20 protein-coding genes are annotated in these 26,198 nt (G+C 71.0%); 19 read left to right on the top strand and 1 reads right to left on the bottom strand.

Annotated features, from left to right (window positions below):
* The 14 genes from ACTWOL_RS09525 to ACTWOL_RS09460 all read left to right on the top strand — a co-directional run bounded on the left by ACTWOL_RS09525 (position 1) and on the right by ACTWOL_RS09460 (position 16,260).
* Positions 1–1,896 carry a peptidoglycan D,D-transpeptidase FtsI family protein gene (locus tag ACTWOL_RS09525; RefSeq protein ID WP_474296164.1) on the top strand — a complete coding sequence of 632 codons (1,896 nt, stop codon included), beginning with the start codon at positions 1–3 and terminating at the stop codon, positions 1,894–1,896.
* Positions 1,897–1,982: 86 nt separating this feature from the next.
* The gene (locus ACTWOL_RS09520; protein ID WP_474296163.1) at positions 1,983–3,566 is read left to right on the top strand and encodes a UDP-N-acetylmuramoyl-L-alanyl-D-glutamate--2,6-diaminopimelate ligase; all 1,584 of its coding nucleotides are present in this window, start codon (positions 1,983–1,985) and stop codon (positions 3,564–3,566) included.
* Between the two features lie 4 nt (positions 3,567–3,570).
* Positions 3,571–5,010 carry a UDP-N-acetylmuramoyl-tripeptide--D-alanyl-D-alanine ligase gene (locus ACTWOL_RS09515; protein WP_474296162.1) on the top strand — a complete coding sequence of 480 codons (1,440 nt, stop codon included), beginning with the start codon at positions 3,571–3,573 and terminating at the stop codon, positions 5,008–5,010.
* Positions 5,007–6,077, top strand: coding sequence for a phospho-N-acetylmuramoyl-pentapeptide-transferase (gene mraY, locus ACTWOL_RS09510; RefSeq protein ID WP_474296161.1), 1,071 nt, complete (start codon positions 5,007–5,009; stop codon positions 6,075–6,077). Before ACTWOL_RS09515 ends, mraY begins: the two co-directional genes overlap by 4 nt.
* Entirely contained in the window at positions 6,074–7,492 is a 1,419-nt protein-coding gene (gene murD / locus ACTWOL_RS09505) for a UDP-N-acetylmuramoyl-L-alanine--D-glutamate ligase (protein WP_474296160.1), read from the top strand. The genes mraY and murD overlap by 4 nt, the downstream gene beginning before the upstream one ends.
* A gap of 61 nt (positions 7,493–7,553) precedes the next feature.
* Positions 7,554–9,077, top strand: a complete 1,524-nt coding sequence (gene ftsW, locus ACTWOL_RS09500) for a putative lipid II flippase FtsW (RefSeq protein WP_474296159.1) — start codon at positions 7,554–7,556, stop codon at positions 9,075–9,077.
* Positions 9,078–9,083: 6 nt separating this feature from the next.
* Positions 9,084–10,178 carry an undecaprenyldiphospho-muramoylpentapeptide beta-N-acetylglucosaminyltransferase gene (gene murG, locus ACTWOL_RS09495; RefSeq protein ID WP_474296158.1) on the top strand — a complete coding sequence of 365 codons (1,095 nt, stop codon included), beginning with the start codon at positions 9,084–9,086 and terminating at the stop codon, positions 10,176–10,178.
* Between the two features lie 25 nt (positions 10,179–10,203).
* Positions 10,204–11,013, top strand: coding sequence for a cell division protein FtsQ/DivIB (locus ACTWOL_RS09490; protein ID WP_474296157.1), 810 nt, complete (start codon positions 10,204–10,206; stop codon positions 11,011–11,013).
* Positions 11,014–11,291: 278 nt separating this feature from the next.
* Positions 11,292–12,491: a cell division protein FtsZ gene (gene ftsZ / locus ACTWOL_RS09485; RefSeq protein ID WP_474296156.1), complete on the top strand. Its 1,200-nt coding sequence runs from the start codon at positions 11,292–11,294 to the stop codon at positions 12,489–12,491.
* 28 nt (positions 12,492–12,519) lie between these two features.
* Positions 12,520–13,254, top strand: coding sequence for a peptidoglycan editing factor PgeF (gene pgeF, locus ACTWOL_RS09480; protein ID WP_474296155.1), 735 nt, complete (start codon positions 12,520–12,522; stop codon positions 13,252–13,254).
* Positions 13,251–13,970 carry a YggS family pyridoxal phosphate-dependent enzyme gene (locus ACTWOL_RS09475; protein ID WP_474296154.1) on the top strand — a complete coding sequence of 240 codons (720 nt, stop codon included), beginning with the start codon at positions 13,251–13,253 and terminating at the stop codon, positions 13,968–13,970. Before pgeF ends, ACTWOL_RS09475 begins: the two co-directional genes overlap by 4 nt.
* Positions 13,971–14,104: 134 nt before the next feature.
* Positions 14,105–14,728 carry a cell division protein SepF gene (locus tag ACTWOL_RS09470; RefSeq protein ID WP_474296153.1) on the top strand — a complete coding sequence of 208 codons (624 nt, stop codon included), beginning with the start codon at positions 14,105–14,107 and terminating at the stop codon, positions 14,726–14,728.
* A 64-nt stretch (positions 14,729–14,792) separates the two neighbouring features.
* On the top strand, positions 14,793–15,089 hold the full coding sequence (locus ACTWOL_RS09465; RefSeq protein WP_474296152.1) for a YggT family protein: 297 nt from the start codon (positions 14,793–14,795) through the stop codon (positions 15,087–15,089).
* Positions 15,090–15,138: 49 nt separating this feature from the next.
* Entirely contained in the window at positions 15,139–16,260 is a 1,122-nt protein-coding gene (locus ACTWOL_RS09460) for a DivIVA domain-containing protein (protein WP_474296151.1), read from the top strand.
* Between the two features lie 360 nt (positions 16,261–16,620).
* Here the strand turns inward: ACTWOL_RS09460 and ileS are convergent, their stop codons facing one another.
* The gene (gene ileS / locus ACTWOL_RS09455; RefSeq protein WP_474296150.1) at positions 16,621–19,761 is read right to left on the bottom strand and encodes an isoleucine--tRNA ligase; all 3,141 of its coding nucleotides are present in this window, start codon (positions 19,759–19,761) and stop codon (positions 16,621–16,623) included.
* A gap of 552 nt (positions 19,762–20,313) precedes the next feature.
* On the opposite strand from ileS, the gene ACTWOL_RS09450 reads away from it, so the two are divergent.
* The 5 genes from ACTWOL_RS09450 (at position 20,314) to ACTWOL_RS09430 (ending at position 26,171) form a co-directional block, all read left to right on the top strand.
* Entirely contained in the window at positions 20,314–21,579 is a 1,266-nt protein-coding gene (locus tag ACTWOL_RS09450) for a TraR/DksA family transcriptional regulator (RefSeq protein WP_474296149.1), read from the top strand.
* Positions 21,580–21,929: 350 nt separating this feature from the next.
* The gene (gene lspA, locus ACTWOL_RS09445; protein ID WP_474296148.1) at positions 21,930–22,490 is read left to right on the top strand and encodes a signal peptidase II; all 561 of its coding nucleotides are present in this window, start codon (positions 21,930–21,932) and stop codon (positions 22,488–22,490) included.
* A 127-nt stretch (positions 22,491–22,617) separates the two neighbouring features.
* Positions 22,618–23,559 (top strand): RluA family pseudouridine synthase, encoded by a 942-nt coding sequence (locus ACTWOL_RS09440; RefSeq protein ID WP_474296147.1) that lies wholly within the window; start codon positions 22,618–22,620, stop codon positions 23,557–23,559.
* Positions 23,560–23,764: 205 nt separating this feature from the next.
* A complete protein-coding gene (locus ACTWOL_RS09435) occupies positions 23,765–25,351 on the top strand; it encodes a Na+/H+ antiporter (protein WP_474296146.1) in 1,587 nt (528 codons plus the stop codon).
* 73 nt (positions 25,352–25,424) lie between these two features.
* The gene (locus tag ACTWOL_RS09430) at positions 25,425–26,171 is read left to right on the top strand and encodes an SDR family NAD(P)-dependent oxidoreductase (RefSeq protein WP_474296145.1); all 747 of its coding nucleotides are present in this window, start codon (positions 25,425–25,427) and stop codon (positions 26,169–26,171) included.
* Positions 26,172–26,198: the final 27 nt, after the last annotated feature.

The raw sequence follows: 26,198 nt of genomic DNA, 5'->3' as shown, positions 1-26,198 counted from the left end.
GTGAACCGTCCCCGTCCGGCGAACCGCCCCGCCACGCGCCGCCCCGCCGCCCCGCCCAGCCGGATCCGGCTGGGCAGCCCACGGCCCCGGCTGCGGCTCGTCAGCCTGGCGCTCACCCTCACGATGCTGGTGTTCGTCGTACGCCTCCTGCAGGTGCAGGCAGTCGACGCCGGGACGTACGCGGCCATGGCCGACAAGAACCGCTATCTGAGCCACCGGCTGGCCGCCGAGCGGGGCGATATCACCGACCGGTCCGGGATCGCCCTCGCCACCAGCGTCGACGCGTACGACGTCACGGCCGACCCGAAGATGTTCACCCCCGAGGAGAGCAAGGCGCCCGACGCGCCGGAACAGGCGGCGGCGCTGCTCGCACCGATCCTCGGCAAGAACGCCGCCGAGCTCGCGAACCGGCTCAAGACCCCCAAGTCCCGCTACACCGTCCTCGCCCGCCGCCAGACCCCTCAGGTCTGGAACCAGATCAGCGACCTCAAGGGCGTCTTCGCCGAGAAGGCCAGGGCCGATCTGGCCAGGGGCGGCCCCGGGGCCAATGTGCTGGCAGGGGTCTTCCGGGAGGCCAGCAGCAAACGCGTCTACCCCAACGGTGAGCTCGCGGCCGGGATACTGGGATACGTCAACGCCGAAGGCCGCGGCGCCGGCGGCCTGGAGTCCATGCTCGACGGTCAACTCAAGGGCAAGGACGGCGAGGTCACCTACGCCCAGTCCGGCGGCCGGCGCGTCCCGACCGCCGGGACGCGCGAGGTGCCCGCCGTTCCCGGGGCGGACATCGAGCTGACCATCGACCGCGACATCCAGTGGGCCGCCCAGCAGGCGATCTCGGCGCAGGTGGCCAAGTCGAAGGCCGACCGGGGCTACGTCGTCGTCCAGAACACCCGGACCGGCGAGATCCTCGCCATGGCCAACGCCCCCGGCTTCGACCCCAACGACATCTCCCAGGCCGACTCCGCCGCCATGGGCAACGCCGCCCTCCAGGACGTGTACGAACCGGGCTCCACCAGCAAGGTCATGTCCATGGCCGCGGTCCTCGAGGAGCGGGCCGCCACCCCCGCCACCCATGTCACCGTGCCCAACCGGCTGCACCGCGGCGACCGGCTGTTCCACGACGACATCGACCACCCCACCTGGCATCTGACGCTCAACGGCGTCCTCGCCAAGTCCAGCAACATCGGCACGATCCTGGCGACCGGACAGCTCGGCAAGACCCAGGCGGCGGCCAACCGGGTGCTGTACTCGTATCTGCGCAAGTTCGGCATCGGCAGTCCGACGGGTCTGCACTACCCCGGCGAGTCGGCGGGCATCCTCGCCAAACCGCAGGACTGGTCCACCTCGCAGCAGTACACGATCCCCTTCGGACAGGGCCTGTCCGTGAACGCCGTACAGGCCGCGTCCGTCTACTCGACCATCGCCAACGACGGCGTACGCGTCGAGCCCACCCTGGTCCGGGGCACCACCGGGCCCGACGGACGGTTCACCCCCGCCCCCGCGCCCGGGAAGACCCGCGTGGTCAGCGAGAAGACCGCCACGACCCTCGCCACCATGCTCGAGTCGGTCGTCGGCGACGAGGAAGGCACCGGCAACAGGGCCCAGATCCCCGGCTACCGCGTCGCGGGCAAGACCGGTACGGCCAACAGGGTCGATCCGGAACTGGGCCGTTACAAGGGCTACACCGCCTCCTTCGCCGGATTCGCGCCCGCCGACAACCCGCACATCACGGTCTACTGCGCCATCCAGAACCCGACCAAAGGCAGCTACTTCGGCGGCCAGATCTGCGGACCCATCTACAAGAAGGTCATGCAATTCGCCCTCAAAACCCTCCAGGTCGCACCCACCGGCAAGGCACCCGCACGACTTCCGGTGACGTTCGAACCGGGCACGTGACCCAGGAGGCACCCTCAGTGACAAGGATCACGCCCCACCCACCCTCATTTAGCACCGGTCCCGGTACGCCCGGTACGCTCACCGCCGTGCCACATGCTGATCAGTACCGAACCGTCCCACCCCGTCCGGCCGAGGTCGTCCCGATCGACCTCAGCGAGCTGGCCGACCGGCTGGGGGTCGAGCCCCCGGGCTCCGGCGCGGTCACCGGCATCACCCATGACTCCCGCGCGGTCCGCCCCGGAGACCTCTACGCGGCGCTGCCCGGGGCCCGCCTCCACGGCGCCGACTACGTCGCCCAGGCGAAGGAGCTCGGCGCGGCCGCGATCCTGACGGACCCGACGGGCGCGGAGCGCGCCGCGGCGACCGGGCTGCCGGTCCTGGTCACCGAGAACCCACGCGGGCGCATGGGCGCCCTCGCCGTCGCGATCTACGGACAGCCCGGCGAAGGCCTGCTGCAGATCGGTATCACCGGCACCTCGGGCAAGACCACCACCGCCTATCTGGTGGAGGGCGGGCTGCGCGGTGCCGGCCGTCGCACCGGCCTCATCGGCACGGTCGAGATGCGCATCGACGACGAGCGCATCAAGGCGGAGCGCACGACCCCCGAAGCGACCGATCTGCAGGCGCTGTTCGCGGTGATGCGCGAGCGCGGCATCGAGTCGGTCGCCATGGAGGTCTCCAGCCACGCACTGGTGCTCGGCCGGGTCGACGGCTGTGTCTTCGACATCGCCGTCTTCAACAACCTCAGCCCGGAGCACATGGAGTTCCACTCCGGCATGGAGGACTACTTCCAGGCCAAGGCCCAGCTGTTCACACCCGCCCGGGCCCGGCGGGGCGTCGTCAACCTCGACGACGAGTACGGCCGGCGGCTCGCCGCCGAGTCGGCGATCCCCGTCGTCACGTTCTCCGCCGAGGGCCACCCGGACGCCGACTGGCGGGCCGAGGGCGTCGAACTCGGCGCGGTCGGCTCGGCCTTCACCGTCGTCGGCCCGGGCGGCGAGCGGGTGAACGCCCACGCCCCGCTGCCGGGCCCCTTCAACGTCGCCAACACGCTGGCCGCCGTCGTCACGCTCGCCGTCGCCGGGATCGACCCGCAGACCGCCGCCGACGGTGTCGCCGCGGTCCCCGGGGTGCCCGGCCGGCTCGAGCGCGTCGACGCGGGCCAGCCGTATCTCGCCGTCGTCGACTACGCGCACAAGACGGACGCCGTCGAATCGGTCCTCCGCGCCCTGCGCAAGGTCACCAAGGGACGGCTGCACATCGTCCTCGGTTGCGGCGGCGACCGCGACACGACCAAGCGCGGACCGATGGGCGCCGCCGCCGCACGTCTCGCCGACACCGCGGTCCTGACCTCCGACAACCCCCGCTCCGAGGACCCCCTCGCGATCCTCGCCACGATGCTCGCGGGCGCCGCGGAGGTGCCCGCGCACGAACGGGGCGAGGTCCAGGTCTTCGAGGACCGCGCCGCCGCGATCGCCGCGGCGGTCGCACGTGCCGAGCCGGGCGACACGGTGCTGGTCGCGGGCAAGGGCCATGAACAGGGCCAGGACATCGCCGGGGTGGTCCGTTCGTTCGACGACCGCCAGGTGCTCCGCGAAGCGATCGAAGCCCGCTCGGGGCACCGCACCGGTGCGCAGGACGCAGACCGTCACCAGAACAGTCAGGGATGAAGCAGTGATCGCCCTCTCCCTCGCCGAGATCGCCGGAATCGTCGGCGGGCAGCCCCACGACATACCGGATCCGGCCATCCAGGTCACCGGATCCGTCGTCATCGACTCCCGCCAGGTCGAACCGGGCAGCCTCTTCGCCGCCTTCGCCGGCGAGAACGTCGACGGCCACGACTACGCCGAGCGAGCCGTCGATGCGGGCGCCGTGGCGGTGCTCGCCGCCCGGCCCGTCGGCGTGCCCGCCATCGTCGTCGACGATGTGCAGAGCGCCCTCGGAGCCCTCGCACGGGCCGTCGTCGAGCGGCTCGGCACCGAGGTCGTCGCCCTCACCGGCTCGGCCGGCAAGACCTCCACGAAGGACCTCATCGCCCAGCTGCTGGAGCGCCACGCGCCGACGGTCTGGACGCCCGGATCCCTCAACAACGAGATCGGCCTGCCGCTGACCGCGCTGCGCGCGACGGCGCAAACACGCCATCTTGTACTGGAGATGGGCGCCCGGGGCATCGGCCACATCCGCTACCTGACCGGACTCACCCCGCCGCGTATCGGCGTCGTCCTGAACGTCGGCACCGCCCACATCGGCGAGTTCGGCGGCCGTGAGCAGATCGCCCAGGCCAAGGGCGAGCTCGTCGAATGCCTTCCGCCGGGGGAGAAGGGCGGTATCGCCGTCCTCAACGCCGACGATCCCCTCGTACGGGCGATGGCCTCACGCACCGCGGCACGCGTCGTGCTCTTCGGTGAGGCGGGCGAAGCGGACGTACGCGCAGAGAACGTCCGGCTGATGCCCAGTGGGCAGCCCGCATTCCGCCTTCGCACACCCTCCGGGTGCAGCGATGTGACCTTGCGGCTGTACGGTGAGCACCACGTGTCGAACGCGCTCGCCGCGGCCGCCGTCGCCCATGAGCTGGGCATGCCCGTCGACGAGATCGCCACCGCGCTCTCCGAGGCCGGCACCCTCTCCCGCTGGCGTATGGAGGTCACCGAGCGTCCGGACGGTGTGACGGTTGTCAACGACGCCTACAACGCCAACCCCGAGTCCATGCGAGCCGCCCTGCGCGCCCTTGTGGCCATGGGTGCGGCCGCACAGGCTGCCGGGGGGCGTACGTGGGCGGTGCTCGGCCCGATGGCCGAGCTCGGGGACGATTCGCTCGCCGAGCACGACGCTGTCGGACGGCTCGCCGTCCGGCTCAACGTCAGCAAGCTCGTCGCAGTCGGGGGCAGGGAAGCGTCCTGGTTGCAACTGGGCGCCTATAACGAGGGTTCGTGGGGTGAGGAGTCGGTGCACGTGTCCGACGCGCAGGCGGCGGTTGATCTGTTGCGCAGGGAGCTGCGCCCGGGAGACGTCGTCCTGGTGAAGGCTTCCAGGTCGGCCGGGCTCGAGCGGATCGCCCAGGCGCTCCTCGAGAACACGGCGGGCTCTTCCGAGGGGCAGGTAGCCGGCCGATGAGGCAGATCCTCTTCTCGGGGGCCATCGGCCTCTTCCTGACGCTCATCGGTACCCCGCTGCTGATCAAGCTGCTGGCCCGCAAGGGCTACGGGCAGTTCATCCGGGACGACGGACCGCGCAGCCACGGCAGCAAGAAGGGCACGCCCACGATGGGCGGCATCGCCTTCATCCTGGCCACGCTCATCGCCTACGCGCTCGCCAAGGTGATCACCGGCGAGAAGTTCTCGTTCTCGGGCGTCCTGGTGCTCTTCCTGATGGCGGGCATGGGCCTGGTCGGCTTCCTCGACGACTACATCAAGATCGTCAAGCAGCGGTCGCTGGGTCTGCGCGCCAAGGCGAAGATGGCCGGACAGCTGATCGTCGGTATCGCCTTCGCCGTGCTGGCCCTGCAGTTCGCGGACATCCGCGGCCAGACTCCCGCGTCCACCCGGCTCTCGTTCGTCACCGATTTCGGCTGGTCCATCGGCCCGGTGCTGTTCGTCGTCTGGGCGCTGTTCATGATCCTCGCGATGTCGAACGGCGTGAACCTCACCGACGGACTGGACGGCCTCGCCACCGGCGCCTCCGTGATGGTCTTCGGCGCGTACACCTTCATCGGGCTCTGGCAGTTCCAGGAGTGGTGCGCCAACGCCGACACGCTGACCAACCCCAACGCCTGCTTCGAGGTACGCGACCCGCTCGACCTCGCCGTGGTCGCCTCCGCGCTGATGGGGGCCTGCTTCGGCTTCCTGTGGTGGAACACCTCGCCCGCCAAGATCTTCATGGGTGACACCGGCTCGCTCGCACTCGGCGGCGCGCTCGCCGGCCTCGCGATCTGCTCCCGCACCGAGCTGCTGCTCGCCCTCCTCGGCGGTCTGTTCGTCCTGATCACCATGTCCGTGATCATCCAGGTCGGCTCCTTCCGGCTCACCGGCAAGCGCGTCTTCCGGATGGCACCGCTCCAGCACCACTTCGAGCTCAAGGGCTGGTCCGAAGTCCTGGTCGTGGTCCGTTTCTGGATCATTCAGGGCATGTGCGTCATCGTGGGTCTGGGACTCTTCTACGCGGGCTGGGCGGCCGAGAAGTGAGTACGCGGGACTGGCAGGGCAAGCACGTCACCGTCGCCGGGCTGGGCGTGAGCGGTCTTCCGGCCGCCCGCGCCCTGCACGGCCTCGGCGCGGTCGTCACGGTCGTCAACGACGGCGACGACGAACGCGCGCGTGCTCAGGCCGCCGAGCTGGAGGCGGAGGGAATCACCGTCCGCCTCGGCGACGGCGACACCCTGCCGGAGGGCACCGAGCTGGTCGTCACGGCGCCCGGCTGGAAGCCCGACAAGCCCCTGTTCGCCGCCGCCGCCGACGCGGGCGTGGAGATCTGGGGCGACGTGGAGCTGGCCTGGCGGCTGCGCCGGCCCGACTCCGCGCCCTGGCTCGCGGTCACCGGCACCAACGGCAAGACCACGACCGTGCGGATGCTCGCCTCGATCCTGGAGGCGGCAGGGCTGAGGACGGCGGCCGTGGGCAACATCGGGGTCTCGCTGCTGGACGCCGTCCTCGGCGACGAGAAGTACGACGTCCTCGCCGTCGAACTGTCCAGCTACCAGCTGCACTGGGCGCCCTCGCTGCGCGCCCACTCCGCCGCCGTGCTCAACCTGGCGCCCGACCACCTCGACTGGCACGGCTCCATGGAGGCGTACGCCGCCGACAAGGGCCGGATCTACGAGGGCAACACGGTCGCCTGCGTCTACAACGCCGCCGACCCCGCCACCGAGGACCTGGTGCGCGAGGCCGATGTCGTGGAGGGCTGCCGGGCGATCGGCTTCACCCTCACCGCCCCCGGCCCCTCACAGCTCGGCGTGGTCGACGGCATCCTCGTGGACCGTGCGTTCGTCGAGAACCGGCAGAAGCAGGCACAGGAGCTCGCCGAGGTCTCCGACGTCAACCCGCCGGCTCCCCACAACATCGCCAACGCGCTGGCCGCCGCGGCCCTCGCCCGCGCCTTCGGCGTGGCTCCCGCGGCCGTACGGGACGGGCTGCGTGCCTTCCGCCCCGACGCGCACCGCATCGCGCACGTCGCGGATGTCGCGGAGGTGGCGTACGTCGACGACTCGAAGGCCACCAACACCCATGCCGCGGAAGCGTCCTTGGCGGCGTACGACCCGATCGTCTGGATCGCGGGCGGGCTGGCGAAGGGCGCGACGTTCGACGAGCTGGTCCGCAAGTCCGCGAAGCGGCTCCGGGGCGTCGTGCTGATGGGCGCGGACCGCGCGCTGATCGCCGAAGCGCTCGCGCGACACGCGCCCGAGGTCCCGGTCGTCGACCTCGACCGGACCGACACTGGGGCGATGTCGGCGGCGGTCCGCGAAGCGGCGGGGCTCGCACAGCCGGGGGACACGGTGCTGCTGGCCCCCGCCTGTGCCTCGATGGACATGTTCGCCAACTACAACAAGCGGGGCGAGGCCTTCGCGGACGCCGTCCGCGCGCTCGCCGCCGAACACGCCTGACCAGCCCGGTCCCCGTCGCCGCGCCCCGGCGCCGCCGCCCACGACTGGAGGGGACACGCTCATGCCGCACGACCCCACCGCCGCGCCCGACCCGCGCGGGCCCCGGCCTGCCGTACGCACCCGCAGCCACCCCGTGCACCGTCGTGCCGGGGCTGTGGTGCGACGGCTCGTGGGCGCGCTCGCGCGGCGGACAGCTGTACGGGCCGCCGGGCGGGTACGCGTCCTGGCCCCCGAGCCTGGCCTCGCGGGGGTCCCCGGGGCGCTGCTGCGCAGCGGGACCGCCGGACCGCGGCGGCCGTCCGCCGTGCGCGGCGGGGCGGGCCGCACGGGCGGCGCGTCCGGCCCGCCGGGGAGCGGGCTCCGTCGGATCTTCGAGCAGGCGCGGCGGGCCTGGGACCGGCCGCTCACCGCGTACTACGTGATCCTCGGCGCAGGTCTGCTGATCACCGCGCTGGGTCTGGTGATGGTCTACTCCGCGTCGATGATCACGGCGCTGACCTACTCGCTCGCCCCCTCGTACTTCTTCCGCAAGCAGTTCTTCGCCGCGGTCCTCGGCACCGTGCTGCTGCTGCTCGCCTCCCGGATGCCCTCCCGGCTCCATCGCGCACTCGCCTACCCCCTGCTCGTCGGCAGCCTCTTCCTGATGGTGCTGGTACAGGTCCCGGGGATAGGGCATTCCGTCAACGGCAACCAGAACTGGATCTACCTCGGCGGCCCCTTCCAGCTCCAGCCCAGTGAGTTCGGCAAGGTCGCACTGATCCTCTGGGGCGCCGACCTGCTGGCCCGCAAACAGGACAAACGGCTGCTCACCCAGTGGAAGCACCTGCTCGTCCCGCTGGTGCCGGTCGCCTTCCTCCTGCTGGGTCTGATCATGCTCGGCGGGGACATGGGCACCGCGATCATCCTGGCCGCGATCCTGTTCGGGCTGCTCTGGCTGGCCGGCGCCCCCACCAGGCTTTTCACCGGGGTGCTGGCGGTCGCCGTGGTCATCGGCGCCGTCCTGATCAAGACGAGCCCCAACCGGATGGGCCGGTTCCGGTGCGTCGGCGCGACCGACCCGGGCCCGGGGGACCTGTGCTGGCAGGCCGTGCACGGGATCTACGCACTCGCCTCCGGCGGATGGTTCGGTTCCGGTATCGGGGCGAGTGTGGAAAAATGGGGCCAACTACCCGAAGCGCACACCGACTTCATCTTCGCCATCACCGGGGAGGAACTGGGGCTGGCGGGGACGCTGTCGGTGCTCACTCTCTTCGCGGCTCTAGGCTATGCGGGTATCCGCGTGGCCGGACGCACGGAGGATCCCTTCGTGAGGTACGCCGCGGGAGGTGTGACCACCTGGATCACGGCCCAGGCCGTGATCAACATCGGTGCGGTGCTCGGCCTGCTGCCGATCGCCGGGGTCCCCCTCCCGCTGTTCTCCTACGGAGGCTCCGCCCTGCTGCCGACCATGTTCGCCGTGGGGCTGCTGATCGCGTTCGCGCGTGAGGATCCCGCGGCGAAGGCGGCCCTGGCCGCGCGGGGACCTGGGGTGAGATGGAAGACGATGAGACGGCGCGTCACGAGGCGTCCGTCCGGAGAGCGGTGAATTTCGGTGCATGTCGTACTCGCCGGCGGGGGGACCGCCGGCCACATCGAGCCCGCGCTCGCCCTCGCGGACGCCCTGCGTAGGCAGGATCCGACCGTGGGCATCACGGCCCTCGGCACGGAGCGGGGGCTGGAGACCAGGCTCGTGCCCGAGCGGGGCTACGAACTGGCACTCATCCCCGCCGTGCCGCTGCCGCGCAAGCCCACACCTGAGTTGATCACCGTTCCGGGCCGGCTCCGCGGCACCATCAAGGCCGCCGAGCAGGTCCTCGAGCGCACCAGGGCGGACTGCGTCGTCGGCTTCGGCGGCTATGTCGCGCTGCCCGGCTATCTCGCCGCCAAGCGGCTCGGTGTGCCGATCGTCGTCCACGAGGCCAACGCGCGCCCCGGTCTGGCCAACAAGATCGGTTCCCGGTACGCGGCGGCGGTCGCCGTCTCCACCCCGGACTCCAAGCTGCGCGACGCCCGGTACATCGGCATCCCGCTGCGCCGCTCGATCGCGACCCTCGACCGGGCCCGGGTGCGCCCCGAGGCCCGCGCCGCCTTCGGGCTCGACCCCAATCTGCCCACACTGCTGGTCGCCGGAGGGTCCCAGGGAGCCCGACGCCTCAACGAGGTGGTCCAGCAGATCGCTCCGCTGCTGCAGCGCTCCGGCATCCAGATCCTGCACGCGGTGGGCCCGAAGAACGAGCTGCCGCGCGTGGACAACATGCCCGGAATGCCGCCCTACATCCCGGTACCGTACCTGGACCGGATGGACCTCGCGTACGCCGCGGCCGACATGATGCTGTGCCGCGCGGGGGCCATGACCGTCGCCGAGCTCTCCGCCGTCGGGCTGCCCGCCGCGTACGTACCGCTGCCGATCGGCAACGGCGAACAGCGGCTCAACGCCCAGCCGGTGGTGAAGTCCGGCGGTGGGCTGCTGGTCGACGACGCCGAGCTGAGCCCCCAGTGGGTGCAGAGCCAGGTGCTTCCGGTGCTCGCCGATCCGCACCGGTTGTACGAGATGTCCCGCGCCGCCGCCGAGTTCGGGCGCCGGGATGCAGACGATCTGCTTGTCGGAATGGTGTACGAGGCGATTGCCGCCAGGGCGCGGCGATAGCCACGACGAAGGGCAGGGTGCGGAGATGGCCGGACCGACGACAGCCGAACGCGGCACACGGAAGCCGAACGGCCCGTCGTCGCCCGGCCGCTCCGCCCGGCCCGGGCGGGGCCCGGCGCAGCGCCGTCCGCGCCTGCGTGCCCCCCGGGTGCTGCTGGTGACCGTGGTGCTCGTCGTGCTCGGCGGGGCAGGGGTCTGGCTGGTGTACGGCTCGCCATGGCTGCGCGCCGAGCAGGTCCGCATCTCCGGTACGCGGGTGCTGACGCCACGTGAGGTCGAGCAGGCGGCGGCCATTTCAATCGGATCACCCCTAATTTCAGTTGATATGGATGGGATCGAGGCGCGGTTGCGTCAGAAGCTTCCGCGCATCGACTCGGTCGAGGCGGTCCGTTCCTGGCCGCACGAGGTCGAGTTGACGGTGGTGGAGCGAAAGCCCGTGCTCGTCGCCGTGGAGGGCGGGCAGTTCGTTCTCCTGGATGCGAAGGGTGTCCGCTTCGCGACCGTGGGCGCGGCCCCCAAGGGGCTGCCGCTGCTGGAGCTGAGGGCGGACCGGCCTTCCGGTGCGGGCCGCTTCGGGGGGCGGCGGCTGGTGCGGGCGGCCGTCCGCGTTACCGCCGGACTTCCTTCGGGTGTCGTCCAGGACCTGCGGTCCGTCGAAGTCCTTTCGTATGACTCTGTCACCCTGAAGCTGACGCGCGGCAGAACGGTGCTGTGGGGCAGCGGGGACGACGGCGAGGTCAAGGCGCGTGCCCTCACCGCGCTGATGAAAGCGGAGCCCGAGGCCCGGCACTTCGACGTCAGCGCCCCGACCGCCCCTGCGGCGTCCGGGAGTTGACGCACAAATTCGCAGGCCAGCACCCTGGTTGGTCAGCGCAACGGCTGATCACATAGGGTGAAAAGAAAAACGGGAGGTTCGGCGTGTTCGTTGAACGCGCGCCACTTGTCGACTTAGTGTCTCGTTCGAGAGAGTCCAGGAACAAGAGACACTGGTAACCCTAAACTTCAACGTTAGGGTTTGGGTCGGCATTTCGGACCGTCCCATCGGCATCCGCCGTCGCGACGCGGGACCACCCGTGAGCGGCGGCATGTATCTCGAGGCGAGAGGCCTTCGACGTGGCAGCACCGCAGAACTACCTCGCAGTCATCAAGGTCATCGGTGTCGGCGGCGGTGGTGTCAATGCCATCAACCGGATGATCGAGGTCGGCCTCAAGGGCGTCGAGTTCATCGCGATCAACACCGACGCACAGGCGCTGTTGATGAGCGACGCCGACGTCAAGCTCGACGTCGGCCGCGAACTCACCCGTGGCCTCGGAGCCGGAGCCAACCCGGCCGTCGGCCGCAAGGCGGCAGAGGACCACCGCGAGGAGATCGAGGAGGTCCTCAAGGGGGCCGACATGGTCTTCGTCACCGCCGGTGAGGGCGGCGGCACGGGTACCGGCGGCGCGCCCGTCGTGGCCAACATCGCGCGCTCGCTGGGCGCCCTGACCATCGGCGTGGTCACCCGGCCCTTCACTTTCGAGGGCCGCCGGCGGGCCAACCAGGCGGAGGACGGCATCGCCGAGCTCCGCGAAGAGGTCGACACCCTCATCGTGATCCCGAACGACCGGCTGCTGTCCATCTCGGACCGCCAGGTCAGCGTGCTCGACGCGTTCAAGTCCGCCGACCAGGTGCTGCTGTCCGGTGTCCAGGGCATCACGGACCTGATCACCACCCCGGGTCTGATCAACCTCGACTTCGCCGACGTCAAGTCGGTCATGTCCGAGGCCGGATCCGCGCTCATGGGCATCGGGTCCGCCCGCGGCGACGACCGCGCCGTTGCCGCGGCCGAGATGGCGATCTCCTCGCCGCTGCTCGAGGCGTCCATCGACGGCGCCCGTGGCGTGCTGCTGTCCATCTCCGGCGGCTCGGACCTCGGTCTCTTCGAGATCAACGAGGCGGCCCAGCTGGTCAGTGAGGCCGCCCACCCCGAGGCCAACATCATCTTCGGTGCGGTCATCGACGACGCGCTCGGCGACGAGGTGCGGGTCACGGTCATCGCGGCGGGCTTCGACGGGGGTCAGCCCCCGGCCCGCCGGGAGAATGTGATCGGCTCCGCCGCCAAGCGCGACGAGCCCGCGCCCGTCGCCCGCCAGGAGCCTCGCTCCATCGGCGGCCTGGGCACGGTGCCTCCGCGTGAGGAGCCCGCCGCCCCGGCCGAGCCGGTCCCGGTGGCGAGTGACTCCTCACTGGGCGGCTCGTCGCCGCAGGTCCCGCCGGCCCGCCCGTACGACAGCCAGGCCGAAGAGCTGGACGTCCCGGACTTCCTGAAGTGATCTCGCGGTGATACGGGGGCAGGACAGCGTGAGCGGCGCGCACTTCGCCTTCACCGACAGGTGGGGCGGGGTGAGCGCCGCTCCGTACGAGGAGCTCAATCTCGGCGGCGCGGTCGGCGACGACCCTGCCGCCGTTCGCACGAACCGCGAACTGGCCGCCAAGACCCTCGGGCTCGACCCGGGGCTCGTGGTCTGGATGAACCAGGTGCACGGCCGCGATGTCGCCGTCGTCGACGGACCGTGGACCACCGCGGACGTCCCGGCCGTGGACGCGGTGGTCACGGCCCGGCGGGGACTGGCACTCGCGGTGCTCACCGCCGACTGCACCCCGGTGCTCCTGGCGGACCCCGTCGCGGGGGTCGCGGCCGCCGCGCACGCGGGGCGCCCCGGAATGGTCGCGGGAGTCGTCCCGGCTGCCGTGGATGCCATGATCGCGCTCGGTGCCGACCCCGCGCGGATCGTCGCCCGCACCGGGCCCGCCGTGTGCGGCCGCTGCTACGAGGTGCCGGAGGCCATGCGCGCCGATGTCGCGGCCGTGGTCCCCGAGGCGCGGTCGGAGACCAGCTGGGGCACCCCCGCAGTCGACGTCACGGCAGGAGTCCACGCCCAGCTCGAAGCGCTGGGCGTACGGGACCGCCAGGCATCGCCGGTCTGCACACTGGAGTCGGGCGACCACTACTCGTACCGCCGCGACCGCACGACGGGGCGCCTCGCCGGCTATGTCTGGCTGGACGCCGGAAGCAGTGGAAGAGAACAGCGATGACCGACCGCAGGACCGAACTCGCCGAGAATCTGGCGCGCGTGGAGGAACGTATCGCCGCCGCCTGTTCCGCGGCCGGGCGCAAGCGGGAAGAGGTGACCCTCATCGTGGTCACCAAGACCTACCCCGCGAGCGATGTGCGACTGCTGCATGAGCTCGGGGTGCGCCACGTCGCCGAGAACAAGGACCAGGACGCGGCGCCGAAGGCCGCCGCGTGTTCCGATCTCGATCTGACATGGCACTTCGTCGGCCAGTTGCAGACCAACAAGGTGCGATCGGTGGCGACTTATGCCGATATTGTGCAGTCCGTCGACCGGTTGAAGCTCGTGCGGGCACTGTCCGCGGCGGCGGTGCGCGCCGGACGCGAACTCGGGTGCCTGATCCAGGTCGCTCTCGACGCCGAACCGGGAACCGGAGCGGGCCGGGGTGGCGTCGCACCAGACGGCATCGAGGAGTTGGCCGCCTCGGTCGACGGCTCGCCCGGGCTCCGGCTCGACGGGCTGATGACCGTCGCTCCGCTCGAGGGGCCGTACGCGGGGCGTCAACAGGCCGCCTTCGAGCGGCTGGTGGAATTGTCATCAAGCCTGCGCGCTGCCCGTCCTGCTGCGAACATGGTGTCGGCGGGGATGAGTGCGGACCTCGAGGAAGCGGTGGCGGCCGGAGCGACACATGTGCGCGTCGGTACGGCGGTACTCGGAGTCCGACCTCGGCTCGGGTAACGTCGCGATGCAAGTCGGACCACAGTAGAAAATATGGTCATTTCCGTCGAAAGGCGGACGGGCCGAGTGGATCGCGGGCACTTGGTGACGTAGCCGAACGAAGCCGATCCACCACAGAGCGGAGGACTCAGAGAATGGCCGGCGCGATGCGCAAGATGGCGGTCTACCTCGGCCTCGTGGAGGACGATGGTTACGACGGCCGGGGATTCGACCCCGACGACGACTTCGAACCCGAGATGGAGCCGGAGCCCGAGCGGGACCGGCGCCGCCACCAGCCTCCGCATCAGGTGGAACGGGAGGAGCCGGTGCGCGCGGTGCAGCCGCCCGCTCCCCGTGAAGCGGCGGTCCGTTCCGCACCCTCGCCCGCGGAATCAGGACGTCCGGCGCGAATCGCCCCCGTGGCATCCATCACACCTGAACGTCCGAATCTGGAGAAGAACGCCCCGGTGATCATGCCCAAGGTTGTGTCCGAGCGGGAGCCCTACCGCATCACGACTCTGCACCCCCGGACCTACAACGAGGCCCGTACCATCGGGGAACACTTCCGTGAGGGCACCCCCGTGATCATGAACCTCACGGAGATGGACGACACCGATGCGAAGCGACTTGTCGACTTTGCCGCGGGACTCGTCTTCGGTCTCCATGGCAGCATTGAGCGAGTGACGCAGAAGGTGTTCCTGCTGTCGCCTGCTAACGTCGATGTCACGGCGGAGGACAAGGCCCGCATCGCAGAGGGCGGGTTCTTCAACCAGAGCTGAGAATCGACACCGGGAACGACCCGGCCGAAGGCCGGACACGAGAGTCAGGGGAGAAAGCGCGGTAATGGGCGTCGCATTGCAGGTTGTCTACTTCGCGCTTGTGTGCTTCCTTGTCGTGCTGATCTTCCGGCTGGTCATGGACTACGTCTTCCAGTTCGCCCGCTCGTGGCAACCCGGCAAGGCGATGGTGGTCGTCCTGGAGGCCACCTACACTGTCACCGATCCACCGCTCAAGCTTCTGCGGCGGTTCATTCCGCCGCTGCGTCTCGGGGGCGTGGCACTCGACCTGTCCTTCTTCGTTCTGATGATCATCGTCTATATCTTGATCTCCATCGTCCGCGGCGTGGGGAGCGGGATGTGAAAGATACGGTCTTGCCGACTGCCGACGACTACGTAGAGGTGAAGAAGAGATGCCGCTGACCCCCGAGGACGTGCGGAACAAGCAGTTCACGACCGTCCGCCTCCGAGAAGGCTATGACGAGGACGAGGTCGATGCCTTCCTCGACGAGGTCGAAGCCGAGCTGACCCGTCTGCTCCGCGAGAACGAGGACCTGCGCGCCAAGCTGGCGGCGGCGACCCGTGCCGCGGCGCAGAACCAGCAGCAGGGTATGCGTAAACCGCCGGAGCCGCAGGACGGCCGAGGTCCGGGTGCACCTGTGCCCGCCGCCATATCCGGACCCCCCGTCCAGCAGCAGCCCCCGCAGATGGGTCCCCCCCAGCTGCCCGGTGGTGCTCCTCAGCTGCCGGCCGGTCCCGGTGGTCACGGTCCTCAGGGCCCCGGCCCCATGGGCCCCGGTTCGATGCAGGGCGGCCCGATGCAGGGCGGTCCCATGGGCGGTCCCATGCAGGGCGGCCCGATGGGCGGTCCCATGGGTGGCCCGATGGGCGGTCCCATGGGCGGTCCGATGGGCGGCCCCGGTCAGGGCCCGGGCGGCGACAGCGCCGCACGTGTGCTCTCGCTGGCCCAGCAGACGGCCGACCAGGCCATCGCCGAGGCCCGTTCCGAGGCCAACAAGATCGTCGGTGAGGCGCGTTCGCGTGCCGAGGGTCTGGAGCGGGACGCCCGCGCCAAGGCCGATGCGCTGGAGCGGGACGCGCAGGAGAAGCACCGCGTCGCGATGGGCTCGCTGGAGTCGGCCCGCGCCACGCTGGAGCGCAAGGTCGAGGACCTGCGTGGCTTCGAGCGCGAGTACCGCACGCGGCTGAAGTCGTACCTGGAGAGCCAGCTGCGTCAGCTGGAGACCCAGGCCGACGACTCGCTGGCCCCGCCGCGGACTCCCTCTGCGGCGTCGCTGCCGCCGTCCCCGGCGCCGTCCATGGCCCCGGCGGGTGCGAGCGCGCCGTCCTACGGAGGCAACCAGACGATGGGCGGTCACGGGCCCTCGCCCGCGGCCCCGTCGTACGGCGGTCAGCAGCAGATGTCCCCGGCGATGACCCAGCCGATGGCACCGGTGCGGCCGCAGGGCCCGCAGCCGATGCAGCAGGCGCCGTCGCCGATGCGGGGCTTCCTCATCGACGAGGACGACAACTGACGGCGGGCTGCCGCGCGAAGCGCGCGTAGCCGTCGGCAGGCATTCAGGGCCGGGCCCGGGACGTTCAGTCCCGGGCCCGGCCCTGTTGCGCGTCCGTGCCTGGCCGTGCGGTGCACGTGGGGTGTGCCGGGACTCCAGGACGGGCTTGGGTGCGCCGGTGGGCGGGGGCCCTCCGGGCTCGCCTCCTCGGGGGCGGCGGCTTGCAGCTCCGGAGCAACCTCGCCGGCCGTGGCGGCAGAAGCCTGCCGCCACGGCTCCGGCCATCCCGTCCCCCTTCGGAGACGCCCTCGCCCCCGGTGCACGGCCTCAACCGTGCCCGGGGGCGAGGGGGATGACGGGGGCCGTGCCCCCGTCAGGGGCTTACGCCTTGCGGAGGCGGAAGGTCAGGGACAGGCCCTCGTCCGTGAACGGGGAGCCGTACGTGTCGTCCGCATCGCCGGAGGCGAAGTCCGTCGCCAGGACCTCCTCCGCGATCAGACCCGCGTGGTCCGTCAGGGCCTTCGTGACCTCGGGGTCCGCGGACGCCCAGCGCAGGGCGATGCGGTCCGCGACATCCAGGCCGCTGTTCTTGCGCGCCTCCTGGATCAGCCGGATCGCGTCCCGGGCCACGCCCGCGAGCCGCAGCTCCGGAGTGATCTCCAGGTCGAGCGCGACCGTCGCACCCTGATCGGAGGCCACCGACCAGCCCTCGCGGGGCGTCTCGGTGATGATGACCTCCTCCGGGGAGAGGGTGATCTTCTCGCCGTTGACCTCCAGCGTGGCAACTCCCTCACGCAGGGCGAGGGACAGCGCCGCCGCGTCCGCCGCCGCAACGGCCTTGGCCACGTCCTGGACGCCCTTGCCGAAGCGCTTGCCCAGTGCGCGGAAGTTCGCCTTGGCCGTGGTGTCGACCAGCGAGCCGCCGACCTCGGACAGGGAAGCCAGCGAGGAGACGTTCAGCTCCTCGGTGATCTGTGCGTGCAACTCGGGCGACAGCGACTCGAAGCCGGCCGCCGCGACCAGGGCCCGCGACAGCGGCTGGCGGGTTTTCACACCGGACTCCGCACGCGTCGCCCGGCCCAGCTCCACCAGTCTGCGGACCAGCAGCATCTCCTGGGACAGCGTCGGGTCGATCGCCGACAGGTCGGCCTCGGGCCAGCCGGCCAGGTGGACCGACTCGGGGGCGTCCGGGGCCACCGGGACCACCAGGTCCTGCCACACCCGCTCCGTGATGAACGGGGTGAGCGGGGCCATCAGCCGGGTGACGGTCTCGATCACATCGTGGAGCGTGCGCAGCGCGGACGCGTCGCCCTGCCAGAAGCGGCGGCGCGAGCGGCGTACGTACCAGTTCGACAGGTCGTCGACGAAGGTGGAGATCAGCTTGCCGGCGCGCTGGGTGTCGTAGGCCTCCAGCGCCAGCGTGACCTGGTCCACCAGCGCGTGCAGTTCGGACAGCAGCCAGCGGTCGAGCACCGTGCGCTCGGCCGGTGCCGGATCGGCCGGCGAGGGGGCCCAGCCGGACGTGCGGGCGTACAGCGCCTGGAAGGCGACCGTGTTCCAGTACGTGAGGAGGGTCTTGCGGACCACCTCCTGGATGGTGCCGTGGCCCACGCGCCGCGCCGCCCAGGGCGAGCCGCCGGCTGCCATGAACCAGCGCACGGCGTCCGCACCGTGCTGGTCCATGAGCGGGATCGGCTGCAGGATGTTGCCCAGGTGCTTGGACATCTTGCGGCCGTCCTCGGCGAGGATGTGGCCCAGGCAGACCACGTTCTCGTACGAGGACTTGTCGAAGACCAGCGTGCCGACCGCCATCAGCGTGTAGAACCAGCCGCGGGTCTGGTCGATCGCCTCCGAGATGAACTGCGCCGGGTAGCGCTTCTCGAAGATCTCCTTGTTCCGGTACGGGTAGCCCCACTGTGCGAAGGGCATCGAACCCGAGTCGTACCAGGCGTCGATGACCTCCGGGACGCGCGTGGCCTCCTGAGAGCACTCCGGGCACGGGAAGGTGACGTCGTCGATGAACGGCCGGTGCGGGTCCAGCGACGACTGGTCGGTGCCCGTCAGCTCCGTGAGCTCGGCGCGCGAGCCGACGCAGGTCAGATGGCCGTCCTCGCAGCGCCAGATCGGCAGCGGGGTGCCCCAGTAGCGGTTGCGGGAGAGCGCCCAGTCGATGTTGTTGTTGAGCCAGTCGCCGAAGCGGCCGTGCTTGACCGACTCCGGGAACCAGTTGGTGTTCTGGTTCTCCTCGAGGAGCCGGTCCTTGACCGCGGTCGTGCGGATGTACCAGGACGGCTGCGCGTAGTAGAGCAGGGCGGTGTGGCAGCGCCAGCAGTGCGGGTAGCTGTGCTCGTACGGGATGTGCTTGAACAGCAGCCCGCGCTCGTCCAGGTCCTTGGTCAGCGCCTCGTCGGCCTTCTTGAAGAAGACGCCGCCGACCAGCGGGACTTCCTCCTCGAAGGTGCCGTCCGCCCGGACCGGGTTGACGACCGGCAGACCGTAGGCGCGGCAGACCTTGAGGTCGTCCTCACCGAAGGCGGGGGACTGGTGGACCAGACCCGTGCCGTCCTCGGTGGTGACGTAGTCGGCGTTGACCACGAAGTGGGCCTCGCTCGGGAACTCCACCAGCTGGAAGGGGCGCTCGTAGGTCCAGCGCTCCATCTCGGCGCCCGTGAAGGACCGGCCCGTGGCCTCCCATCCTTCGCCGAGTGCCTTCTCCAGCAGCGGCTGGGCGACGACCAGCTTCTCCCGGCCGTCGGTCGCCTCGACATAGGTGACCTCGGGGTGCGCGGCCACCGCGGTGTTCGACACCAGCGTCCAGGGGGTCGTCGTCCAGACGAGCAGCGCGGCCTCGCCGGCGAGCGGCCCCGAGGTGAGCGGGAAGCGGACGAACACGGACGGGTCGACGACCGTCTCGTAGCCCTGCGCCAGCTCGTGGTCGGACAGGCCCGTGCCGCAGCGCGGACACCAGGGGGCGACCCGGTGGTCCTGGACCAGCAGGCCCTTGTCGAAGATCTCCTTCAGCGACCACCAGACGGACTCGATGTACGCGGGGTCCATCGTCCGGTACGCGCCGTCGAGGTCGGTCCAGTACCCCATACGGGTCGTGAGCTCGGCGAACGCGTCCGTGTGGCGGGTCACCGACTCACGGCACTTGGCGTTGAACTCGGCGATGCCGTAGGCCTCGATGTCCTTCTTGCCGCTGAAGCCGAGCTCCTTCTCGACGGCGAGCTCGACGGGCAGGCCATGGCAGTCCCAGCCGGCCTTGCGGGCCACGTGGTAGCCCCGCATGGTGCGGAACCGCGGGAAGACGTCCTTGAAGACGCGGGCCTCGATGTGGTGCGCTCCGGGCATGCCGTTGGCGGTGGGCGGGCCCTCGTAGAACACCCACTCCGGGCGTCCCTCGGACTGCTCGAGGCTCTTCGCGAAGATCTTGTTGTCCTGCCAGAAGTCGAGCACGGCGTGCTCGAGAGCGGGCAGGTCGACCTGGGCTGGTACCGGGCGGTACTGAGGCGGCGGCGTCATGTACGGGCTCCTCCAACGGACTGTGCCTGTTCCGTCGGAGGGACGAGAGCCGATGAACTGCTCCCGCGGTACCACCCTCCTTGGCCCCGGACGAGCATGTCCAGGACCCCCTCATTGAGGCCGCGACGCCGGCTCTACTCGCCTGGTGACCGTCCGGTCACCCTCGGCTTTCTTCCGGCGGCTCCGGGGTGATCTTCACCTCGCGCTCGCCCCCGGGCTCGCACCGTCCCCGGGTCGCTCATGGCTGCGTACGACGCTACTGGTCCCCATCCACGCCTTTCGCTCCGCCCAGTGTAAGGGCCCCGGTGCGGCGGGGCCGACCGGATTTTCCCCGTGCACCCGAATGGCCACACGGGGCGGAGCGGACCCGGGCTCGGCCGCGGCGGCGGATTACAGGCCGGGGAGCTGGGCACAACGGATGCAGGCCCGCGTCCGAGCAGGCGCGGGGCGGCCCCAACGGGCGGCGTGCCCCGTTGCCGCGGGGCTGGGGTCGATTTATCGTCCCAGCACCGATTCGCGAGCAAGATCACAATATGTGAAGGGGCCGCGGCCATGGTGGCGAAGAAGACCGCCGTGAAGAGGACGGCGTCCACGAGATCCACCGCCGCTGTGGGAGCGGCGACCAGAGATATGAACGGCAAGAAGAGCACCGTCGCGACGAGGAGTACGGGCACCCGGCGGCCGGCGAGCGCCGACGGGGCCGGTGCACGCGCGCACGAGGCGACGGAGGTGAAGACCGTGGCACCGGCGAAGAAGGCCGCCAGCAAGGCCACGGGCGCCAGGAAGCCCGCCGACGGCAAGAAGACCGCTGTCGCCAGGGCTCCGGCCGCGAAGCCGACCTCCGGGGCCGCCGCGAAGCCGGCGAGGGGCGCGAAGGCACCGACGGCGGAGAAGGCCGCAACGGCGGAGAACGCCGAGAAGGGCGAGAAGGCCGGGAAGGCCGGGAAAGCCGTGAAGGAGGCGAAGGCCGGCAAGACGGCGAAGGCCGCCGAGGCCGCCGAGGCCGCGGAGCCCGCCAAGTCCGCCAAGTCCGCCAAGTCCGCCAAGCCTGAGACGGCTGCCAAGTCCGCGAAGGCCGCCAAGCCCAAGCGGGCCGCCAAGCCCGCGCAGGCCGCGAAGAGCACCGCAGCGGCGAAGAAGCCCCCCACCCGGAAGGAGACGGCGGGACGTCCCGGGGCGTCCACCACCGCCGCGGCCGCCAAGGCGCCGGCGAAGACCAGGACCAAGAAGACGGCGGCTGCCGGGACGACGACGGGCGCCGGTGCCGGAAAAGCCGCCAAGGCGGCCAAGGAGGCGGCGAAGGCCGCCGAGCAGACGGGAGCCAGGACGGTGGGAGCGAAGAAGATCGTGGCCGGAGCCACAGCCGGCGGTGAGAGCACTGCGACGGCGCTGGCCCCGGACCGTGCCGCCGCGACGACACCCGGAGAGCTCGCGGTACGCCCGGGCGAGGAACCCTGGACGCCCGCGGAGGTCGCCGACGCACGTGCGGAGCTGGAGGACGAGCTGGCCCGGCTGCGGGCCGAGATCAGCCACTCCGAGGAGGCGCTGACCGGTCTCATGCGGGACTCGGGTGACGGCGCGGGCGACGACCAGGCCGACACCGGCACCAAGAACATCACTCGGGAGCACGAGATGGCCCTGACCGCCAACGCCCGCGAGATGGTCGAGCAGTCCGAGCGGGCACTGCACCGCCTCGACACGGGCACCTACGGCCTGTGCGAGATCTGCGGGAAGCCCATCGGCAAGGCGCGTATGCAGGCGTTCCCCAGGGCCACTCTGTGCGTCGAGGACAAGCAGAAGCAGGAGCGGCGCAGCTGAGGCGGCTCAGCGCCGCCGCGGGGACGGGCGAGCCGGGCCGGGAAGGATCATCTCGGGCCGGGCTCGCCCGCCCGGTCCTGGTATGTGTGCCGTACTCTCGTGACCATCGAGGCACCCAGTGCTGGTCCGGCTGCGTTTGCCGGGAAGCTCGCGGCCTCCGGTGCATGGGTTCTCCCAGGCCCCGGGGCCGAGGGGAGCATCGCAAGGCGGAGGATCACCCTCGTACGGGATGTACTCGGGTGACGGGACAACGTGGCGTGCGGGTCTCCGGCGGTAGCCAGGGGAGTGCCCCGCAGGGCGTCGCGTGCCGGTCGACCTTTCCGGTCACGGCACTAGGTTGAGGGACTCACGTGGCAGAGGCGGAGCGCATCATCGGTACGCCGGACATTGACGACGAGGCTGCGGCCGCCGAGGAGCGGCCCAAGGGCAGGCGCCGGATCCTGGTGCTGTTCGCGGTGGCCGTTGCGGCGTACCTGCTGGACCTCGGCAGCAAGCTGCTCGTGGTGGCCAAGCTGGAGCACCAGCCGCCGATCCCGGTCGTCGGCGATCTGCTGAAGTTCACGGCGGTGCGCAATCCCGGCGCGGCCTTCGGCTTCGGCGGTGCGTTCACCATCATCTTCACGATCATCGCGGCGGCCGTGGTCGTGGTGATCGCACGGCTGGCGCGCAAGCTCTACAGCCTCCCGTGGGCCATCGCGCTCGGGCTGCTGCTGGGCGGGGCGCTGGGCAACCTCACCGACCGGATCTTCCGGGCACCCGGCTTCCTCGAGGGTGCGGTCGTCGACTTCATCGCGCCCGCGCACTTCGCGGTGTTCAATCTCGCGGACTCGGCGATCGTGTGCGGCGGCTTCCTCATCGTGATCCTCTCCTTCCGTGGACTGGACCCGGACGGGACCGTCCACAAGGACTGAGGCCCCACAGGTACCGGGCGCTCGCAAGGACCGGGGCGCCCGTTCACGGCCGCCCCGGGAGTCCGTACGGGCCGCCGGCCGCCGACCGCGGGAACGGTCACGGGGAAGGACAAGGCATACTCGACGGGTGAGTACGCTTCCCGAAACCCGCACCCTGCCCGTTCCCGACGGCCTCGAAGGCGAGCGCGTCGACGCCGCCGTCTCCCGGATGTTCGGGTTCTCCCGCACCAAGGCCGCCGAGCTCGCAGCCGCCGGGAAGGTGCTGGTCGACGGCACGGTCGTGGGCAAGTCCGAGCGGGTCAGCGGCGGTGCGTGGCTCGAGGTCGAGATGCCGCAGGCGCCCGCGCCGGTGCAGATCGTGGCCGAGCCGGTCGAGGGCATGGAGATCGTGCACGACGACGACGACATCGTCGTGATCGTCAAGCCGGTCGGGGTGGCCGCGCATCCGAGCCCCGGCTGGACGGGGACCACCGTGATCGGTGGACTGGCCGCCGCCGGGTACCGGATCTCCACGTCGGGCGCCGCGGAGCGGCAGGGCATCGTGCACCGGCTGGACGTCGGCACCTCCGGCCTGATGGTGGTCGCGAAGTCGGAGCGGGCGTACACCCTGCTGAAGCAGCAGTTCCGGGACCGCACCGTGGACAAGCGGTACCACGCGCTGGTGCAGGGCCACCCGGACCCGCTGAGCGGCACGATCGACGCGCCGATCGGCCGCCACCCCCAGCACGACTACAAGTGGGCCGTGACCGCGGAGGGCAAGCCGTCCGTCACCCACTACGACCTGATGGAGGCCTTCCGGGCCGCCTCGCTGCTCGACATCAAGCTGGAGACGGGCCGAACGCACCAGATCCGGGTGCACATGGCGGCCCACCGGCACCCGTGTGTGGGCGATCTCACCTATGGCGCCGACCCGACGATGGCGCGGCGGCTCGGGCTCACCCGGCAGTGGCTGCACGCGGTGCGCCTCGGGTTCGAGCACCCTTCGGACGGGCAGTGGGTCGAGTTCGCCAGCACGTACCCGGACGACCTCCAGTCGGCGCTGGACCGGATCGCGGCAGAGAGCGCCTGAGCGCCCTCGGCGCGGCGGCTTCCCGCACACCGGCAGCGGCCCGGCCGTCCGGACGGGAGGGCCGCGCGTGAGCCGCTGAACAGGGCGACGGGGCGTGGCGACAGGGTGGGGCGACGGCGCGGGGAATGATCCCGATTCGCGGGGATCGCGTGGGAGGCTTGCCGCGCCTGCCGTCGCTGCTCTGCCCTGCCGAAGGGGTGCGCCCGTGGACCAATTGGCCCTGTTGTTCGTGCTGTTGCTGGGGGCCGTGGTCACCGTGCCGCTGGGCGAGCGCATGGGGCTGCCCGCGCCCGTGCTGATGACGCTGCTCGGGGTGGTCCTCGCGCTGCTGCCGTTCGTCCCGAACGTGGCGCTGCCGCCCGAGTACATCCTGCCCCTGCTGCTGCCGCCCCTGCTCTACGCTGCCGTACAGCGCACGTCCTGGCGGCAGTTCACCGCCAACATCCGGCCGATCCTGCTGCTCGCCGTCGCGTTGGTGTTCGTCACCACGGCGGCCGTCGCGGCCGTCGCCCACGCGATCGTCCCCGGGCTGCCGCTCGCCGCCGCGGTCGCTCTCGGGGCCCTCGTCGCACCCCCCGACCCGGTGGCCGCCACCGCCGTCGCGGGCTCGCTCGGGCTGCCCCGGCGGCTGGTGTCGATCCTGGAGGGCGAGGGGCTCTTCAACGACGTCACCGCGATCGTGCTCTACCACGTGGCGATCGCCGCCGCGGTCAGCGGCACCTTCTCCTGGCCGCGGGCGGCCGGGGAGCTGGTGCTCTCCGCCGTGGTGGCGGTCGCGGTCGGCCTCGCACTGGGCTGGCTGTCGAACCGGCTGATGGGGCTGCTAGGCGATGCGACCCTGCAGATCGGGCTCACCCTGCTGGTGCCGTACGTGAGCTATGTGCTCGCCGAGGAGTTCCTGGGCTCGGGCGTGCTCGCCGTCCTCGTCACCGCCCTGTATCTCGCGGAGAACGCCGTCGACGCCGACGACGTCATGTGGCGCTTCGCGGGCAACACGTTCTGGCAGGTGGTGGACATCCTGGTGACCGGCCTCGCGTTCGGGCTGATCGGACTCGAGCTCCACCACGTGCTCGGTGCGGCAGCCGGACGCGAGTTCGGGATGGCGGGGTGGGCGGCAGCGGTCGTGGCCGTCGTCGTCGGCGTACGGCTGCTGTACCTGATGCCCGCGACCTGGCTCGCGAAGCGGCTCCATCGCCTCCGCGACTACGACGAGGAGATCCCGGTCGGCTGGCGGGAGACCGTCATCATGTGGTGGTCGGGGATGCGGGGTGTGGCGTCGGTGGCACTGGCCCTGGCGATCCCGCTGCGGACCGCCGACGGCAGTCCGTTCCCCGGCCGTAGCGAGATCATCTTCATCGCCTTCGCGGTGATCATGACCACTCTGGTCGCGCAGGGCCTGACCCTTCCCTGGCTGGTCAGGCGTCTCGGCGTGCGGGCCGACACGGACGCCGAGCGGGCCCTGGAGCGGGATCTCGCGTTGCGGGCCGCACGGGCGGCCAAGCACCGGCTGAAGGAGATCGAGGAGGTGGAGGAGCTGCCGGAGGACATCACCGAGCGGCTGCAGCGTGCGGCGTACGACGTCGGCACCCGGATCAGCCCCGACATCGTGGACGACGAACGCCGCGACTGGTACGCCAGGCGCGCCGACCGGCACCGCACCCTCGCGCGCATCACCCGGGAGATGCTGTCCGCCGCCCGCCACGAGGTCCTCGCGGCGCGCAGCGAGCCGGGGACCGATCCCGAGGTGGTGGACCGGGTCCTGCGCCATCTCGATGTGCGCAGCCTGCGCTGAACCCGTGCCGCCGCGGGCCGCACCGCGGTGCCGGACAATCCGCCCGAACCAGGACCGGTCGTATGATCAAGACATGGCGCGCACCGTGGTCATCAGCGGCGGAGGTACCGGCATCGGATTCGCGACGGCCGAGGCCTTCGCCGCGGACGGGGAGCAGGTGCTGCTCCTCGGGCGGCGCGAGGACGTACTGCAGCGGGCGGCCGGCCGGATCCCGGGGGCCCGCTACTGCGCGGCCGATCTCAGCGAGCCCCAAGGCGCCCGCCGCGCCGCGGAGTTCGCCGCGCGTGAGTTCGGCACCGTCGATGTGCTGGTGCACGGCGCCGGCGGCAGCGGAAGACTGGAGCCGCGGCCGGAGTTCGAGGATCCGCTGGAGGCCGTGGCCCATGACTGGACGGTCGGTTTCCGGCTGAACACCCTCACGGCCGCTCTTCTCACCGAGGCGCTCAAGGACCATCTGGCCACGCCAGGGGGCCGGGTGCTCTTCCTGAGCTCCATCGCGGCGTACCGCGGCTCCGGACCGGGCGCGTACGCCGCGTCGAAGGCCGCCCTGCACCCCTATGCCTTTCGCCTCGCCAGGGAACTCGGGCCGCGCGGCATCACCGTGAACGTCGTCGCGCCCGGCTATGTCGAGGAGACCGACTTCTTCGGCGACGGCCTGTCCCAGGAGCGTCGCGAGGCCCTCGTCGCCGAGACCTCCACCGGACGGGCCGGCCACCCCGGCGATGTGGCGCAGACCCTGCGCTGGCTCGCCTCTCCCGCCGCCGGCCATGTCACCGCCCAGGTCATCCAGGTCAACGGCGGCGCGGAGCACGGCCACTAGCGAGGACAACCAGGTCACAGCACTGGG

This window comes from Micromonospora sp. IBHARD003 (assembly GCF_056106285.1).
This window is presented reverse-complemented; position numbering and strand designations above follow the sequence as displayed.

What these genes read in the sequence shown, in the direction of transcription:
- mraY (WP_474296161.1), top strand. Translation starts at nt 5,007, where the DNA reads ATGAGGCAGATCCTCTTCTCGGGGGCCATCGGCCTCTTCCTGACGCTC.
- ftsW (WP_474296159.1), top strand. Translation starts at nt 7,554, where the DNA reads ATGCCGCACGACCCCACCGCCGCGCCCGACCCGCGCGGGCCCCGGCCT.
- ACTWOL_RS09450 (WP_474296149.1), top strand. Translation starts at nt 20,314, where the DNA reads ATGGTGGCGAAGAAGACCGCCGTGAAGAGGACGGCGTCCACGAGATCC.
- ACTWOL_RS09475 (WP_474296154.1), top strand. Translation starts at nt 13,251, where the DNA reads ATGACCGACCGCAGGACCGAACTCGCCGAGAATCTGGCGCGCGTGGAG.
- ACTWOL_RS09430 (WP_474296145.1), top strand. Translation starts at nt 25,425, where the DNA reads ATGGCGCGCACCGTGGTCATCAGCGGCGGAGGTACCGGCATCGGATTC.
- ACTWOL_RS09460 (WP_474296151.1), top strand. Translation starts at nt 15,139, where the DNA reads ATGCCGCTGACCCCCGAGGACGTGCGGAACAAGCAGTTCACGACCGTC.
- ileS (WP_474296150.1), bottom strand. Translation starts at nt 19,761, where the DNA reads ATGACGCCGCCGCCTCAGTACCGCCCGGTACCAGCCCAGGTCGACCTG.
- ACTWOL_RS09490 (WP_474296157.1), top strand. Translation starts at nt 10,204, where the DNA reads ATGGCCGGACCGACGACAGCCGAACGCGGCACACGGAAGCCGAACGGC.
- ACTWOL_RS09470 (WP_474296153.1), top strand. Translation starts at nt 14,105, where the DNA reads ATGGCCGGCGCGATGCGCAAGATGGCGGTCTACCTCGGCCTCGTGGAG.
- ACTWOL_RS09465 (WP_474296152.1), top strand. Translation starts at nt 14,793, where the DNA reads ATGGGCGTCGCATTGCAGGTTGTCTACTTCGCGCTTGTGTGCTTCCTT.